Annotated in this window: 9 protein-coding genes; all 9 read right to left on the bottom strand. The window is 48.2% G+C overall.

Annotated features, from left to right (window positions below):
* Nucleotide 1: 1 nt before the first annotated feature.
* The 9 genes from GC130_RS25685 to GC130_RS25645 all read right to left on the bottom strand — a co-directional run bounded on the left by GC130_RS25685 (nucleotide 2) and on the right by GC130_RS25645 (nucleotide 15,719).
* A complete protein-coding gene (locus GC130_RS25685) occupies nucleotides 2-250 on the bottom strand; it encodes a hypothetical protein (RefSeq protein WP_152001237.1) in 249 nt (82 codons plus the stop codon).
* 196 nt (nucleotides 251-446) lie between these two features.
* Complete coding sequence (locus GC130_RS25680; protein ID WP_152001236.1) at nucleotides 447-1,436, bottom strand: toxin-antitoxin system YwqK family antitoxin; 990 nt, start codon at nucleotides 1,434-1,436, stop codon at nucleotides 447-449.
* A 227-nt stretch (nucleotides 1,437-1,663) separates the two neighbouring features.
* Nucleotides 1,664-2,587, bottom strand: a complete 924-nt coding sequence (locus GC130_RS25675; protein WP_152001235.1) for a HEAT repeat domain-containing protein — start codon at nucleotides 2,585-2,587, stop codon at nucleotides 1,664-1,666.
* Between the two features lie 120 nt (nucleotides 2,588-2,707).
* On the bottom strand, nucleotides 2,708-4,192 hold the full coding sequence (locus tag GC130_RS25670; protein ID WP_152001234.1) for a T9SS type A sorting domain-containing protein: 1,485 nt from the start codon (nucleotides 4,190-4,192) through the stop codon (nucleotides 2,708-2,710).
* Between the two features lie 18 nt (nucleotides 4,193-4,210).
* Nucleotides 4,211-5,143, bottom strand: a complete 933-nt coding sequence (locus GC130_RS25665) for a hypothetical protein (RefSeq protein ID WP_152001233.1) — start codon at nucleotides 5,141-5,143, stop codon at nucleotides 4,211-4,213.
* Nucleotides 5,144-5,159: 16 nt separating this feature from the next.
* Entirely contained in the window at nucleotides 5,160-10,262 is a 5,103-nt protein-coding gene (locus GC130_RS25660; protein ID WP_152001232.1) for a hypothetical protein, read from the bottom strand.
* Between the two features lie 47 nt (nucleotides 10,263-10,309).
* Nucleotides 10,310-12,367, bottom strand: a complete 2,058-nt coding sequence (locus GC130_RS25655) for a PQQ-binding-like beta-propeller repeat protein (protein ID WP_152001231.1) — start codon at nucleotides 12,365-12,367, stop codon at nucleotides 10,310-10,312.
* Nucleotides 12,364-14,283, bottom strand: a complete 1,920-nt coding sequence (locus GC130_RS25650; RefSeq protein WP_152001230.1) for a hypothetical protein — start codon at nucleotides 14,281-14,283, stop codon at nucleotides 12,364-12,366. Before GC130_RS25650 ends, GC130_RS25655 begins: the two co-directional genes overlap by 4 nt.
* Nucleotides 14,280-15,719 (bottom strand): PorP/SprF family type IX secretion system membrane protein, encoded by a 1,440-nt coding sequence (locus GC130_RS25645; protein ID WP_152001229.1) that lies wholly within the window; start codon nucleotides 15,717-15,719, stop codon nucleotides 14,280-14,282. Before GC130_RS25645 ends, GC130_RS25650 begins: the two co-directional genes overlap by 4 nt.
* Nucleotides 15,720-15,727 lie beyond the last annotated feature (8 nt).

Genomic DNA, 15,727 nt, shown 5'->3' with positions numbered 1-15,727 from the left:
CCTACCAACCCTTCACATTTTCCCTCACCTGATCAATGCTTTTTGTTCTGCCTTCTTCGATGGCTTTGTTAGAAGCTTCTGCCCTCGATATCAGGTCGGCTTGTGTGATCATGCTTTCATCGGCATTGTAGCCAACGGCTTTTTCCTGATAGGAACTTTGTAGTACTTCTTTGACCTTTCGGATGATGGAGGCGTCTTGTAACCTGGCCAGTTGTTCTATCAGAAGAAGCTTTTCTGCTTGTAAGTCCATTTGTATCATATTTCTGTCTTTAAAGGTAACGATTTAATCTATTGTTTGATTCATCCAACACGATGAACTGATTCACTTCCTCATTTATTCGGAAGCCTTGGAAGCAGGAAGCTAAAAGCTTCAGGAAGAAAAGCCACAAGCCTGAGCAGCCCGGTTCGCTAGCGCTAAACTTGCGGCATGGGGGGAGACAAAATAGTTATACGGATCTATCTTTGTTTTCTTTATCATTCAGTTCCTTTTCAACACTGAACTCGGCAAATCCAAAAGAACCGATGATCTGTTTTATAAGGTCTAGTTTCTCCCGATAATCATCAGTTGGGTTTTTCACCTTGATCAAGTATGTACTACTGTCATAAAGTACGATAAGGGAGACTCGATTATCCTTGCTGTCGTGATCAAAGACTAGCTTTGATAGAAGTTCTTCTTCCGTTGTATGACTTCTTACTACGTTGTTTAGCGTGCTATCAACCCCTTCAGATATTTCTGCATCTATATTGGAGAAAAGATTTTGATCTTTACTTACCATCATGTCCAGCAACATCTTTCCTAAAGTTACTGTTGCATAGAAGTCACCAGAATACTTCTGTTCTACGTCAATAAAAACCCCTTGGGGGAAGCTAATCGTAAATTGCAAAGCTATATGAGTTAAAATAACCGCCTTTTCTTCATTTGTAATCAAGTAGTCAAGACTATCTTCATTAAAGTGCTTCATTTGAGCCCACTCTTTACTTGAGCCCTTGTAGCTTTTTGTAATCCCCGTGAACTTCCCGTCAACACCGATAGTCCCTTTTTTTATTTCTCTTTCGCTATTATCATATTCTATAGCTTCCCCACTTGCATTGACTTGTATTTGGTCAATTTCTCCCGATTCCGCATAGAAGAAAGTGGAATCAACCAGCTTTCCGTTGCGAACATTAGTTCTGGAAAATATTTTACCTGACTCATAATATTCTATCATGAACCCTTCCTGAATTCCGTCAACAAAGTTTGCTCTTCGTTTAACTTTACCGCCTTCCCAATACTCTAAAAGCTCTCCATCAATTTGGCTGAAGAAATTAACTGGATATTCTTTCCTAATTTTACCGTCATCAAATCTTTCAACCTCTATTCTATGATAGAAAAACACAAAATAAAACACCAACGAAACGGTGAAGGTAACTAGTAGCCAAATAATGAAATTCTTCATTTGATTAACGGTCATCAGTTCTCGTCGTTCTAATAAACACTAGCTTTGACAATGATTCGTAAGACCAGATTATTTGAACCTAACGGTGTTGAACTTGTAAGTTGTGAATAATTTGTGTTTGTGAAGATGTTTTTTCGATCGTAAGATAAGAGTAGCATTATTTCCCCCGGCCTCAACCCTAAGGGTTCGTTGGGCCCGTATCTCATCATCTGGTCAAGAAATGTAGATCAATTTATGTCTTTTATCCGAAAATCCTCATGATCAGCGAACCACTCCCTTGCTGTTACCAGCGCCTCCCGGTAATTGTTGGTCTTCAGGTCACCGGAAGCAGACGTCGCAATAGGAAAATCTACTATCAGTGGTGCCAGTAGCTCTAATATCCGGTAAGCGCAGTTGATGGCGTTGGTTTGGTCAGGGTTGGCCGATTCGCAATTTGTTTCGTTGCTGTAGAGCAACTCCACCAGGTAGTCGTAGAGTTGCTTTTGTTGGGTGTAAATAATTGACGGAGCCATGTCGTAGACCATATCGTCATTTACTTCAATTCCTCTCACTTTGTTATTCACCAGGTTGATGGCCGTTTGATCACCCAGCCTCGCTAATGCCAGGTAGGCAGCCCATCGCACCTTTGCCGAATTGCCGGGTTGCGACAACTGCCTGAGAGCTGGTGTGGCGCTCTCGTCTTTCAGCGTGCCGACCATTTTTATTAATACCTCCTTCTTTGCCACCTGCCGATCAAGCGTCTGGATAAGGGTTTTCTTCTGCGAGGCACTGAACAGCGATGACGGCACAGAACTAAGGTTTTGAATGGATAAGCCAACGATGTCGGGAGACTCGTCCTCTATGCCCCGTAGCTGTAGGGCAAGTATTTGTTGTTTGGCCGCAGGAGCAGTGGCGCTCTTTTGCATGACGTCGAGCGATTGGTAGCAGGCTCGTCTTATGGTTGGCAGAGTGTCGGAGAGATTACTATCAATGATCCTTATATGATCATTGAGCTGTGCAGGTTGTCTTAAGACTTGATATAGAAGTGCTGGCGAATTTCCTTCCCTTATACTGGCTAGAAAAGTAAGTAAGCTGCCTGAGTCCACTTGTGCAGTAAGCCCTATGCGTAAACAAACATTAAGTGAAAAGTATATGATCGCTGTCTTCTTCATCTGCATGCTTGTTATATTTACTTTATTTGACACCAAGTTGTGAAGGTGTTACCCCACTCGCAATGTAACATGACTCACCTGAACGTGTTTAGCCTTGATACTAACTACTAATGCTCTCCGCTATTCCTTGATAAACCTACCTGTTCCAATTGTTCCATCTTTTAGCTGTATCACTATAACGTACAATCCCTGTCGGTACTTTTGAATATTCAGTTCAAAATCGTTCGTTGACTGGCTCAACTCTGTCTTGTAAATGGACTGCCCATTCAAATTTTTTATTGAAATCGCACGAAGAGCTTTTGGGGAATTGATAACAACTATATCACTGGATGGGTTGGGAAATATTGTTATCCCCAACTTTTTCAAATCCTCACTCTGGATACCTGTCTTTATCGATGCAACGAACGAGTAAGGGCTCTGCCCTCCAGCATTGTAGGCGGCAATACGGTAAGCAATAGGATCCAGTGAAAAGTCGACAGGTTCAGAGAATGTAGTTGTGTCTTGTGAGACCGAATCAACCACCGTAAATGTTTCGCCGTCAGCTGTGATCCGCTCAATAATATAGCCCTCCTCGGTTTGGCTATCAACCCAAAATAAGTGAATTGTTGCTGCTTCCTTTTTAAGCCGAAAGCCGTTTGGAGCCAACGGTACTTCGATGGCAGTGGAGAACTCCACGGGATAAGCATAGTAGTTTTCAAAACCAGGCACAATTGGTTTTACGGAGTACTGGTAGGTGGTGTCGGCTTCGAGGCTGTCGACCAGAAGCGTTGGCTCAGTTACCTCTACCGCTGCAAAGTTCTCCAAGGTATTTTGAAAATAGTCTTGCGACACACTGACAATGTAGGATGTGGCTCCCTCCACTTCTGGCCATTGGAGAACCACGTGGTGGGCACGAGTTTCAACTGGCTGGCCAATTGCAGAAGGAGCATTAAGAAACTCAAATTCGTTGATGGAGAAAGTGGTCTTTTTGCCCCAGCCACCTTCGGTAAAAAAGTATTTGAATCCGTAGATTTCGTTGTTCGGGTTGAAAAATGGAACCCTTCCTTCACCCTCCACATAAGCACTAATAATTTCGTTATTTTTTACATCATAATAGGCTTTGCTCAAAATGATCGTATCCCCATTAAGTATTGTCAGGTGCTCTTGTTCACCGAAAGGCCCAGGGCCGAAGGGGATGGTCAAAGTGGTTGAATATCCCAATGGACCAATAGAGAAGCCGATGCTTTTATCATAATTACGGCGAGACGGTTGGTTTATGAACTGTAGGTCTCCAAAAGCAGCGGGATGGTAGAGGCTGATATTGCTAAAAGTAACGCCGTGCCAGGCTGGGTCATCGATACCCTCTGGACTCTGACTATCAGACATATCCAGAATCCCCGCCCATGGCCGAAACGTTAATCCGCTGCCTGGAAGGAACTCAAGGCTGTCGGTATTACCAATTAGGCTTTCATTGCTAAGAGTTCCATAGAATACCTTTTCATCGTCAGAGGCAGTATTCATCCCTGCCGAAATTCTGAAGAAATACGGCTCGCCACTTTTCAAATTTATTACGTCGGGAAAACTGTGCCCTACATCCAAACCAAACCGATAGTTGTTCTTATCCATAGAGGAACCCTCACTTATTTAGATCAAGGAGTTACTGAACAGTTTTAATGTAATATCATTGTCTTGTAAATTGATTAGTTGCTCTTTAATAGGAATCATTCCATAAAGATCATTTGCAAACACTATTTCACTGTGTTCGTTTTCTAACAATATTGGGTAATTCGATCCCTTGAGTGGTAAAAATGTCTCGAAACTTCCTATCATACGAGCTCCCTCTCTTACTAGAACCACCTCGTCATATTCAAACCTTGACTCATTGCTGTCAAAAAAGAAAGGAACGGAGGCCAGGTTTGGCCTCTTAAATTCAATCCTACCACTATCCAAATAGAAAGAGCCACCGGTATTATTGATACGCAGATTGTCAAATGATGTGTAAAGTGTGTCAGCAATTTTCTCGCCGCTAGGATATGTTTTTGGATAGTATATCCAGTAGCCGCTTCCCGAGAAGTGGTTCAAATCATCATTGGAGTCAGTTAATTTAACATAGTTACCTGCCGCTGAAATTTGATAGGCAATCAAACGTGTCTTAAAAGTACTTATTGGCCCGTTATCAAAGTACAAGACGTCGTCTTCTATCCCTTTTCCTGATACTTGCCACGCAATGTTGGAACTAACGGGAAAGCTTCCAGAATCATCCAGCCTCTCCGCAATATTAATATCATTCGCCGCCGCCGGCATCGTAAATTCCCTGAAATATATAGGCTCATTATTGATAATCGCATCTTCTTTTGTTTGCCCCTCGTTGATCTTAACCACGGTTATGGTGTAATAGACGTCCATTTCGGTGTCGATAAATCGCTCAAAAGGAGCCCACATAACACTTACAATCTCAGTAAAACCAAACCGATAGCCCTCCTCTGGAAAGACTGGCTGAATGGTGTTTGTTGTTGTCTGCGAAAAGCCAAAGAAAGCCGAGACAATAATCATTAGAGTTAGTAGAATTCTTTTCATCTATGCTGATTGATTGTTACAAATTCATTTGAAAATCCTTATTAATCCCGAAGCTGAATACCAGTATTTGCAAGTGGCCGTTCACCTTGCCATATAAAATGCTGGGAGCAGGGTTGAATCTCATATTGGCATTGGCAGCCAGGTAAATGTCCACCAGAGTGATAGTGCCCGTTTTGCCGCTAACTTTCTTTTGATACTGGGCATATATCTGTGCCCATAACTCCAGCCAAAGTCCGGCTTCCTGCAACTGGAAACTGGGGTTGTATTGCGCAATTACCTGCACGCCAGCTGCTGCACCGGCTTCGATGACAAGGTCAAATTCGACAATCGCTATGTCGACATGAATAGGGTTCGGCTGGAACATGAATTCCAGCCCAAGCCCCAGATTGGCTGTGTTCTGGTTGAGGTCGAGCCAGCCGGTGGGGCCGAAGCCGGCGCAGTTCAGGATAAACTTGAGTCGCTCCTGCTGACTGCCCAAAGCCACTCTCCAGGCGCCGGGCTTCACATCCACCAGCAAGCTACCCTGGGCACAAAGCACCCCCGGCTTTTCAAAAGAAGCGGCCAGGTGGCCAAAGAAATGTTGTTCTGCCGAGTTATACTTTAAAGCGATGGTGCCCTTGATCACCGCTGTTTGATCAATGCTTGCCACTTGCGGCACACTGCTGAGCATCTGGCCATTGCCCAGGAAGTCAACCGTAAAATCGCCCGTGGTAGCCACGTCCATTTGCGCATCGATTTCCAGCCGGAGCATTTTACCATTTTGAGGCCCGAAAGCCACCATGTGTAGGTAAGCCCCATAGTTGTTGTTTGCATCCGGCACAATACCTTCCAATCCATTGGCCGCCATGTGGCGATAAACCCTCCCTTGCAAAGCCACTATTTTGACTACGCCGAGTTCTATTTCATCAGTCACTTCTTTGATTGTTGAAGGCTGCATCGGTTGTCCTATTTTGTCTGCGTCGGCAGGTTCCCCGGGAGTAGGTGGAGAACCTCCATTTCCAACCTCAGCCATCCAGAAGCTCACATTGTCTTTCCTTCCGCTCAGGTAGGCGAGCTGTATCTGGAAAGGCTTGGGCACTTTCACAAAGGCGTCTACATCACCCGACCACGAGTCACCATACTGGGCATGTCCTTTTGTAAAGTGAATAATTCCATTGAGATCAAGCGCCGGGGAGCGCACACTGATCGGAATTGGGTCGAAAAGCAAATCCTTCGGATTAGCCCCCGACAGGAGCTTCCCGCCCACCGCAGCGAAGTCGACTGGTATTGAAATGCCAACCTCATCGCCAAGAAGATTATTGACCATTTCGTTGGCCGCAGCTGAAGCTTTTTTGGCCACGGCTCCGGAAATCGCCTCCAGTGCTCCCTTCTTGATTTGATTGACAATTCGATCTGCGCTTATGTTGGCTATCAAATCTTGCCCTACACTTTTGATAGCCTCCAGCATCTTGTCCATGTCGACCTGAGCGCCCAGCTCATCTCCAAGGCCTTTGAGTTCATCGTCGAACCCATTAAGAACCCCCTCCATAATTTCAGAAGGGTTCTGGTCTTGATTGAGGGCTCCCAGCACCACGTTTTCGGCTGTTTGCCTCACCAGTCGCCTGGCCCGTTCATTTAAATTACTGCTCACAAACGAAGTGACCGGAGACACAATGTTTTGATTGACCGACGCATTGAGCGCCAGGGTCAGTTCATTCACTATTGCCTCTCTGGTAGAATTTGCCACCTGTTCAACGACTAGGGCGGCATCGGGGGCATCTTGCGATATGCTTGCTATTACATCTGAAGAAACTGTGGAAATAATGGCTGTCACTGCCTGATCCACTTCCTGCTTCACCGAGCTGGTGAGCTGGTTGGATTGCCCAATGATGACGCCATTTATATTGTTGGTGGCCTGCTCTACTTTCATCAAAAAGCCGTCACCCAGAGAAGCAACCTGATCAATGGCAAAATTGGTGGCAAATCGCTTCAGCTCTGCTACAATGTCCGATATATTGTCAAAATCCTCTTCGCTGTTCTGAATCTGTTCAATTAAGCCATCAACAACCGTGGGGTCGTTAGCCAACTCCCGGAAAAGCTCCAAATACGCCAACAACCGCTCTTTGCGATCAGCGATTGATTCATAGTCAATTGCTGTAGGTTCCTCAGGAACATTTACCAGGGCCTCTAAATCATGGGCCTGCCCACCCAGGCTTACTGAGGCAGAAGCAATCAAGTCAACAGTCGTCCCTTTTAGTGCCTCCGTTTGCTGCTCCACTTTTTGGGTGAGGTCCTCTTCCATGGCCGCCAGTTCTTCTTCCAATTGATCAAGGCCATTTTGAGCCGATGCCAGGTTGAATGCTCCCTGCGTAGGAGCAGGCATGTAGCTCATGTCCAGCGCCGGATTTTGCACCATCGAGTAGAGGTTGAAGGCAGGTGCTCCGTCGTCGCCACTTACGTCTTCACCCATCACCACTTTTCCAGAAATAGCGAAGCCGTAGTAGTTTTGCGTTCGGCCCGCACTAAGGGCATCGATCGTCACCGGATACCCTCTAAAGGTGGCATTGGCCTGGTTAGTAAGCGCCAAAACACCTTCCGGCACATAAAAGCCTACCCTGTAGTCTCCCCACACATTGAAATTATTGACTCCTGTTAAGGTTACACCAACAGAAGGCCATGATACATCCATCGTAAGTTGCAGGTGATCGTTGCCTGCCATCTGGCCTTGCTTGATTGTTAGGTCAACCGCCAGCTCTCCTCCCTCCGGATTGAACCTGAACGTTCTATTGTTCAGGTTGGCCAGGGTTCCCGGCCGAAACCCTCTATCGTACAATTGAGATCGGAACTCAAAAGGTGTGGTCGTGTCAATAAAAGGCACCAGAAAATTTCCCTCCAGCCTGCTAGCCTCATTGGCCTGCTGATTGTTGATGTCCAGTGTAAGCCGGGTGAAGTTGGCGGGAAACGTATTGAATTCCCCGGCCACATCGAACTGTAAATCATGCTTCAGGGTAAAACCCTCTCCGGTGACCCCAACCAGGCTATTCGGGGACGTATTCAGATCAATAACGCTTCCGAGCTCACTGCTGAGTGCAAACTGCCCTGCGCCATCCATTGCCTCAGCAATTTTCAGGGTCGACTGTTCAATATAAACACCCTTCCAGTAGGGCTCGCCGGCAAACTTACCTGGCGATGAGGCATCGTCCAGGTCAATGATACTTTTTCCCGGAAGCAATTCCATGCCAGTACCCGCTATTACTCTCAGTGGAACTGTATTGGTTGAGTCTGATATCTCTATTAACCTAAGATTGTCAACCTGATTAAAAGCCCAGGTAGCACTACTCCCTGTGACTGATTTGGCTGAGGGGGTAGTCAGCGTTCCATCAAAGCCAAACCAATACTGATTGTCGAAGATCACCACGGTGCTGGTAGGAGAAAGGTCAAGCTTGAAAAACTGAGGATCCAGTAGCTCGAAGGAGTTGCTGTTGGTGAGGTTGGCTACTCCTGAAAGCCGAAAATCGTTAAAGTCGGAAGCGAACTTCTCCGATTTAACTTTTCCAATGCCCGATGAGAGCAAAGGAAATGGTAGCTCCCAGGAGAAACTCCCCTCGACAAACAAACCATCCTTTGTTATTTTGTAATTGGTTGCCAGAAAAGCAGCCTCACCGTCTGCCTCATTGCCTGGCGTAAGTTCGAATGCAATAGGACTGGTTTCAATGTTGATTTCTCCACCGATCAAATACGCCGAATAGCCCGACTGACGTAACTGTAGATTTTCAAAGGCTATTGAAGTCCACACTTCCTCTCTTGATAGACGTAATCTCCCCGTCCCCGAAAAGCTGGCGAAGTCCTTATTGGTGATATTGTCTACCTCAATTCGATGACCAGCAGCATAAAACCTTTCTACCAACGGTGGCCCATAAAAAACTGAGATATCACTTTTGGCAACCTCCAACCCATTTGTATAACCTTTTACCTGCCAAACATAACCTGAGTCTATATCCGGGTAGGGCAAAAGCTCTGATTTGGGATAGTTGGTGCGATTTTCACTTATTAGTTTGTAGTACCATTGCGAGTTTTCCCGGAGAGCATCTTCCGGAGACTCGCCTGGAGATAGCGGTTTGATATTAATTTCGTAGTTAACCCCCTGCTCGGGCGCCCTCGATGTAAGTGCATTCCACTTGATTACTGCCGGAATCTGCCTTCTAAAACTATGACCATAAGGTGGGCTGGTAAGTTCAATTTTTCCACCAGTAGGCCAACCATAGTATAGCAGCCTAAACTCGCTGTATCCATTGTTTTTGTACCTGTCTTTACCGTCTGCATCTATGGCCCGCACTCTGTATACATAGGCCTTTCCTGCCTCTAGCAGCGGATCAGCCGGGCCATAGGTGTAGTTGGTATTCTGCAATAAACCACTTTGAAATACCTGTAGCGCCTGCCCGTTTTGCACAGCGCTGAGGGGGTTGGCGCCTGGCTCCGTCAGCTCCCACATAGTCAGTTGGAAATCAGTACCCATGGTATTGTTAGCACTCGCTGTATTAAAAAGCTGCCAGGTGATAGGAAAAGTAGTGGTAGTGGCTGGGTCGAGAAACTCGTTGTCTGCTGGGCTAATCAGCCTTGGTGGATCCAGCAGTTGTATCCAGACATTGGCACAACTTTCCTGCGACAGCAGTTCACCGGTATTGTAATCCAAGACTTGTAGGCAAACAGAATACATTCCTTCCGGCAACCTTCCAGAGTTAATAATTTGGCTCGTATTCCTTCCACTCACATTGAGGTTGTTGAAGTTGAAATACTCCGCCCAGTCGGATCCGCTGAACACATAGGGTACACCCGGCTGAACGGTGATGGGTGCGGCAGGAGTAAAGCCTTTTTTAGTGCGCAGCCGCACATCCATGCTTTCGATAGACAACCGCAGCTTAAAGGTCCAGGAGGCCTCATTGAAGTCATTGAAGACGATATTGGCCGAGAGCCGGTTGCTTCCCTCTGCCGTGTAATCGCTGAGATAAACAGAATAGGGGGGCGGTAAAACGGGCTGGATATCGGCAGGGTAGCGCTGCACCTGAGCCAAAGCACCGTGCACAACAAGCACCAGCGGGGCGAATAACAAAAGCCATCGCCGTTTCTTCGTCGTACGCATTCTCTGGTCAGGTATGTTGTCCCTTCTATTCACTTCAACTACATCTTTTATAGGTTGTAACAGGCCACCCTGTCATCGGCTGACTTCAAAAACACCTTTTTGCCAATGGGATCGATCGAAAAATCGGGGGTGCGATCATTGGTCACAATTTGTCCTTCCTCTTCCCCTGTCAGAATATTGATCTTGACAAAGCCGATGCTATGGTCCTTTTTCGTGAGTATCAGCTTGTAGGTATCGGTACCTGCCTGCTCCCCAAACCGGGCCCGGGCCATGGCTCCGAGGCCTCCGGTCACGTCCCTGGTAAAAGTGGCCACCGTCATTTGCTTCTGGGCCTTTCTGGAGAAAGCATCGTTGCCCTGGAGGGCTCCCTGCATCCCGTAGCCGATAGAAGAAGCACCATAGGCAAAGCTGGTGAGAGCCGTGCCGGTGCCCAGCACACCCAGGGCCAGTTTGGCACCAAAACTTTGCTCGGGAGCGGGATAAAACTTGTGGTAGCCTACCTTCCCGCTCTTGCTTATCAGCATGGCATTTTGATTGCCCGTGAGCAGGTAGCCATTGGGCAATAGCTGTAAGCCCGTAGGTAATTCCCCTCTGAAGGCAAAATTGGAGGTGATTTCCGTCCAATCCTGTTTGTCGGGCATCACCCGCACCAGCTTGCCTTTGATGTACATCACAAAGCTACCGTCATTGTCCTGCACCACACTGATGGGTACTTCGCCAGCCGACAAATATTTGTCGCCATTCCACAGGAAAGTGCCATCGTCGAGGTTAAGGAAATTGGTTTCTTGTTCGCTGATAAAGAAGAGGGTGTTGCCGTATTGTTTGTGGTAAGTTAGCCGCCCATTGATGACCGGTCGTTTTTTCCACATCGGCTCCCCTTCGTCGTTCACAAAATTGATATAGGCTCTGCCCACTGCGTCCATCATGGCATAGCCCAGGCCTTTGTCGGTCACAAACACACCGGCATTCTTCTCTCCGCCCGTTCCCATCTTTTCCTTCTTCCAAAGGTGGCCGCCGGTAGCGTAGTCTATTTTTCCGGAGCTGAAGGTTTGAAAAAGTAGAAAGTCTTTTTCTCCCAACGCCGCCCCGCTGTATTTGGCCTTCGAATAGTCCACGGAGTTTTTCCATATTTCCTTCCCACTGCTCAGGTCCAGTGCATCCACAGCGAAGTTGCCGGCTGCCCCACTGGCGAGGCCAATTTGCTTGCCGGTGTTTTCTTCAAAAAAAGTAGAAGAGGGGGAGCCGCTCACGGCAAACAGCACCTGTGCGTTGGGTTGCAGAAACAGGTCGATATAGTTCTTTTTGTTGTCCGTCTGCCAAATGATCGCACCGGTACTACCGTTCAATTTGTAAAGATCTTTCCCAAGGGCATAAATGATATTCCCCTCGTTGTCGATAATCGGCTGAGGCTGGAGATCCTTGCCCTTTGCTTTGTCAAAAGTGGTGTTCCATTTTTTCTCACCACTCACATAGTCAAACATCGTGATACCATCACCACCGTCGTTGCTGTAGGCAATCATTGCCCCTCCGGCCTCTGGAATCACTTTGGTGCTGATAATCGACCCGAGGGCCTCTTTTGCCGAGTCAAAAATCAGGTTGCCATTCAGGCCATTGATGATCAGGGTTTGCGAGTCGCCGCCCTTGTCGGCAATCAACACCAGTGGCGTGCCTTCAATCACCTGGTAATTAGCCTCGGGCACATTGGTGAGGGTGGTGATTTCCCACAGCTTGTCGCCGTTTTCAGGGTTTACGCCATAAAGTCCATTGTCGCACGAAGCGATGAGGATGCCATAATCGTTGATTTGCATCCATTTCAGTTTGCCGGGGAGAGAGATTTCCCAGGACGGCGTGAGCACCTGAGCCTTTGCTCCCCACAAGGTGAGAAGCAGCAGTGATAGAAAGAGGCACCGATATGCCATCCCTACGGGACTGGTTGTTAGGTGATCTGTATTCCGGGGTACCGATAGGTCGTCCCGCTGGGACTGACCAACGCCTCTTTCTGCTCTATCACTCGCAGGTGGCTTCCTGAATTGGCCAGGGGTGCTTTTTTCGTTTATGTCGTCTCTACGGGACTGGTGGCTAATTGGCTGGTTGTGATTTGTCATAATCTAAAAGCATAATTTAGTGTTCCCCGCCATTCCTGTGTGGCTTTGGCAGCTTCTTCGTAAGTGTTTTTCAATAGGTAAAACGTGTTGAACGACACCGTATGTCGCTTGCCAGCCGTCCAGTTGACTGACCAACGCACATTGTCGATGTGGCTGTTTTTCGATTTGTTCAGGTAGCTGTTCAGCAGGCTCAGCGACAGGCTGCTTCGTATCTTGTTGTCCATAAAAGACCGGTTCACGCCAAACACCGGCCCAAGGGTGAGGTTGCTAACGCCGGAGGCTTCCGACTGGTTGATGGTGAAGGACGTATTGGTCGACCAGTACTCCCCAATCTTAAAGCTGTAACCGGCGTTACCACTTTTGAACAGGGATCCATTGCCCTGGTTGTCGGTGGCGTCCTGCAAATTTCCGCTAACGAAGAGAGTGCCCGTGTTGGTTTCCTTTCCTGTTTGGTAGTTCACCGACGCCATAGCCGACCGGGTCACCTGAAAGAACTGAAGGGTGTCCGAGAGAATATCGGTTTGCAGTAGCAACTGCCGGGTGCTGGTACTGAAATTCGACACATTCAGGTTGATATTGAGTTTTTCTGTAGCTGAAATGGCCGCCGATGAGCTGAACACATACCGGTTTACCCGGGCAGTGTTCTGGTTGTCGAGGTTGTTGTGCTGCAGGCCCGAGCTGGTGGACAGCGTTACCCTGTTGTTGAACAAAGGCAAAGAAAGTCCGGCCGTGATGTCTTCGAGGTCGTTGTTAAGAAACGAGGAGCCGTGTGTGGTGTAGCCGGGGTCCACCCGGCGGTAGCTCAGGTTGGCCTGAAAGCCCTCGCCCTGGTAGGTAAGCCTCGACTTGAGCGCATTGGTAAAAGCAGAAGAACCGTTGGGTTTGTACAGCCCTCCGAGGTTATTGATAAAGGAATAGTCGTTCGTGAACAGCTCCGGAATCCGCCTGTCCCGGGTAAAAAGACTGTAGGCATATTCGCCCTCCAGCGAAAACCGGTCAAAGAATTTAAAACCGCCTTCCAGGCCCACAACCAGGTTCTCCTCAGGGGTCACCACAAAGGAACTATCGACCACATCGATGGAGTTGGGGTCGTCGTACGCCCGGAAGAACATCACCGCAGCTCGTTGCTTTTCCAATTCAAAGCCGACCTTGGTACCAAAGCCAATGCGCCTGTAGGTAGGTTCGGCATATACCTGGCCAAACTGCGAGAACTTGGCCACCGGCTTGGCAAAGCGGCCATACATGGCGCTGACCCTGACCGGATTGTTTTCTGGCTTGTACTCCATCCCTGCACCAAAGAACAGGTTGCCAGCCAGCGTGTAATCAGAAAAGTTGATCGTGCGGTGACCCACGTGCACGGTGAGACCCTTGTAGGTAGGGCTTATGCCAAACCGGTTAAAGGGTTGCGGCTGCGCAAAACTCTTGTTTTGCTGACTTAATGTAGCCGAAAGCGGCACGCTAATGATGCCCAGGAACGTCAGGTTGAGGTTGGCGTTTAGCTGCCAGAAGTAAGGGTCTCTGCGGCTGGGCATGCCCTCGGCATGGTAAAAGGTTTGCGTGGCCGACAGACTGCCATTGTAAGCAAAGAGCTTTTGCTCGCCCAATGTTTCCAGATCCTGCGCAAAAAGAGTCTGCTGGAATGCCAGCGATAAAACCAGCCCGGCTACTAGCTGCCAACCCAGCAAGCGGAAGTTTTGGCCCACCCCATTGGCCACCATCGTGTTTGGGGGGGTGCCATTTGTGTTTTTGGGTGTGTCTTCACCTCTCTCGTTTTTGGGTGTGTCTCCACACCCAACATCACGACTCCTGTCCTCACCCACCAGCATGTGTTTGCGTTCGCTGGGTGTGAAGACACACCCAGGAACACCCAGCCAAACATCCTTACCAGAAGCGATATGTTGTGCTCGCCACCTCACCGCTGTTCCCATTTATAAATCCACGGCACGCCTATAATGAACGGTTTGGCCTTGCTGTCCATCAATTCCTGGATGAGCCCATTCGCATTCTCCAGTTGGGTCATCTCCTGAGAGTACACAAAATACCAGGTGCCCGAAGCGCTTTGGGTGACTTTGGTATCGAGCCCAGCTTCCCGTTTCAAAATCCGCTGAAAGAGCTTGGCATCGTCCAGATTGCGCAGGGCCCCCACCACCAAATAGTAAGGCCCCGGCTCGTTAGAAGTTGTATCATCGGGGTTGGCCTGGAGCCGCACAATAGCTTTTGACAGGTCCTCCTGGTAACCGTTCACTATTTCCCTCAGCAGGCGCAGCTCTTCGTTTTGTGCTGCCAGCTGGCTTTGCGTTTCGTTAAGCTGCCCGCTCACCAGCTCGTTTTCCTGCTTCAGGGCATCAATTTTTTCATACTGAATGGCCGTCTGTTTCTCCAGCGATTTGATGCTGCCGCCTTTTTCTCTGGCTATGGGCGAGTCGCCTGATTTGCGTAGCCGCAAGCCCAGCACAAATTCGTGCGTGGAGCTCCCCAAAATACTCAGGTCGGTGGTGGGAAACTCGTAAGTATAGCCAAACACAAACTGCTCAGCCAGCTGCGTGCCTATCGAGAACCCTGCGCCAATCTTTGGCCGGTAGTTCATATTGAGCCACAATAGCTGCTTGTAGTTCACCATCAGGTTCAGGTCGGCCTGGGAGGGCAGCCCCTGCACCGTGCGCAGGAGCACCATCGGCTTTATGTCGACATGGGGGCTGGCCGTGAACGTGTAGTCGAGTGTGGTGTAGTAGTGCCGGATAAACGTATAGTCGAGCGACTGAAACAGCGCCTCGTTGTTATGCTGAATGGTGTTTTGAAACAGCTGCTCGCTGGCAAAGCCTACATGGAGTTTCTTCAGGGTGTAGTGCAGCCCCGCATTTCCTTCAAACACCGTGCGCTGGTCAACGGCACTCAGCAGGGTAGGGTCGCTGATGTCGTCGGCCTGAATGCGGTCGAAAAATATCCGGTTTTGAATGGCCAGAAAGGACAGGCCAAAGCGGAGTTGCTGGTTGGGCGTCAGGTCGATTTTGTAAGAGCCTGTCAAAGCTCCGGAGGTGCGTCCTATGATATTGGTGACGTCGTTAAAAAAAGTAAGTCCAAGCCCTATGTTTTCATTGTTCAGTTTTGTGTCAAGTGTGAATACCTGGGTTTCCGGTGCGCCGTTCACGCCCACCCACTGTTTGCGGTACAAAAAGAAGGCACTGGGCACTCCCGAATAGCCCGCCAAAGCGGGGTTGTAAAGGTATTGATTAAGAAAATACTGGCTGTAAAGGGGCGTTTGTTGCGCAAAAAGCAATGAACAACAAGGGTATTTGAATAAAAATAGACAGTATATTTTAACATACAATCTATTATAATTGGCCAACAGCATAGGAACGG

The organism is Imperialibacter sp. EC-SDR9, from assembly GCF_902498805.1.
Taxonomy (GTDB): Bacteria; Bacteroidota; Bacteroidia; order Cytophagales; family Cyclobacteriaceae; genus Imperialibacter.
Note: the sequence above shows the minus strand (reverse complement) of the source record. Positions and strands in the feature narration are given on the sequence as shown.

What these genes read in the sequence shown, in the direction of transcription:
- GC130_RS25685 (WP_152001237.1), bottom strand. Translation starts at nt 250, where the DNA reads ATGGACTTACAAGCAGAAAAGCTTCTTCTGATAGAACAACTGGCCAGG.
- GC130_RS25680 (WP_152001236.1), bottom strand. Translation starts at nt 1,436, where the DNA reads ATGAAGAATTTCATTATTTGGCTACTAGTTACCTTCACCGTTTCGTTG.
- GC130_RS25675 (WP_152001235.1), bottom strand. Translation starts at nt 2,587, where the DNA reads ATGAAGAAGACAGCGATCATATACTTTTCACTTAATGTTTGTTTACGC.
- GC130_RS25670 (WP_152001234.1), bottom strand. Translation starts at nt 4,192, where the DNA reads ATGGATAAGAACAACTATCGGTTTGGTTTGGATGTAGGGCACAGTTTT.
- GC130_RS25665 (WP_152001233.1), bottom strand. Translation starts at nt 5,143, where the DNA reads ATGAAAAGAATTCTACTAACTCTAATGATTATTGTCTCGGCTTTCTTT.
- GC130_RS25660 (WP_152001232.1), bottom strand. Translation starts at nt 10,262, where the DNA reads ATGCGTACGACGAAGAAACGGCGATGGCTTTTGTTATTCGCCCCGCTG.
- GC130_RS25655 (WP_152001231.1), bottom strand. Translation starts at nt 12,367, where the DNA reads ATGACAAATCACAACCAGCCAATTAGCCACCAGTCCCGTAGAGACGAC.
- GC130_RS25645 (WP_152001229.1), bottom strand. Translation starts at nt 15,719, where the DNA reads ATGCTGTTGGCCAATTATAATAGATTGTATGTTAAAATATACTGTCTA.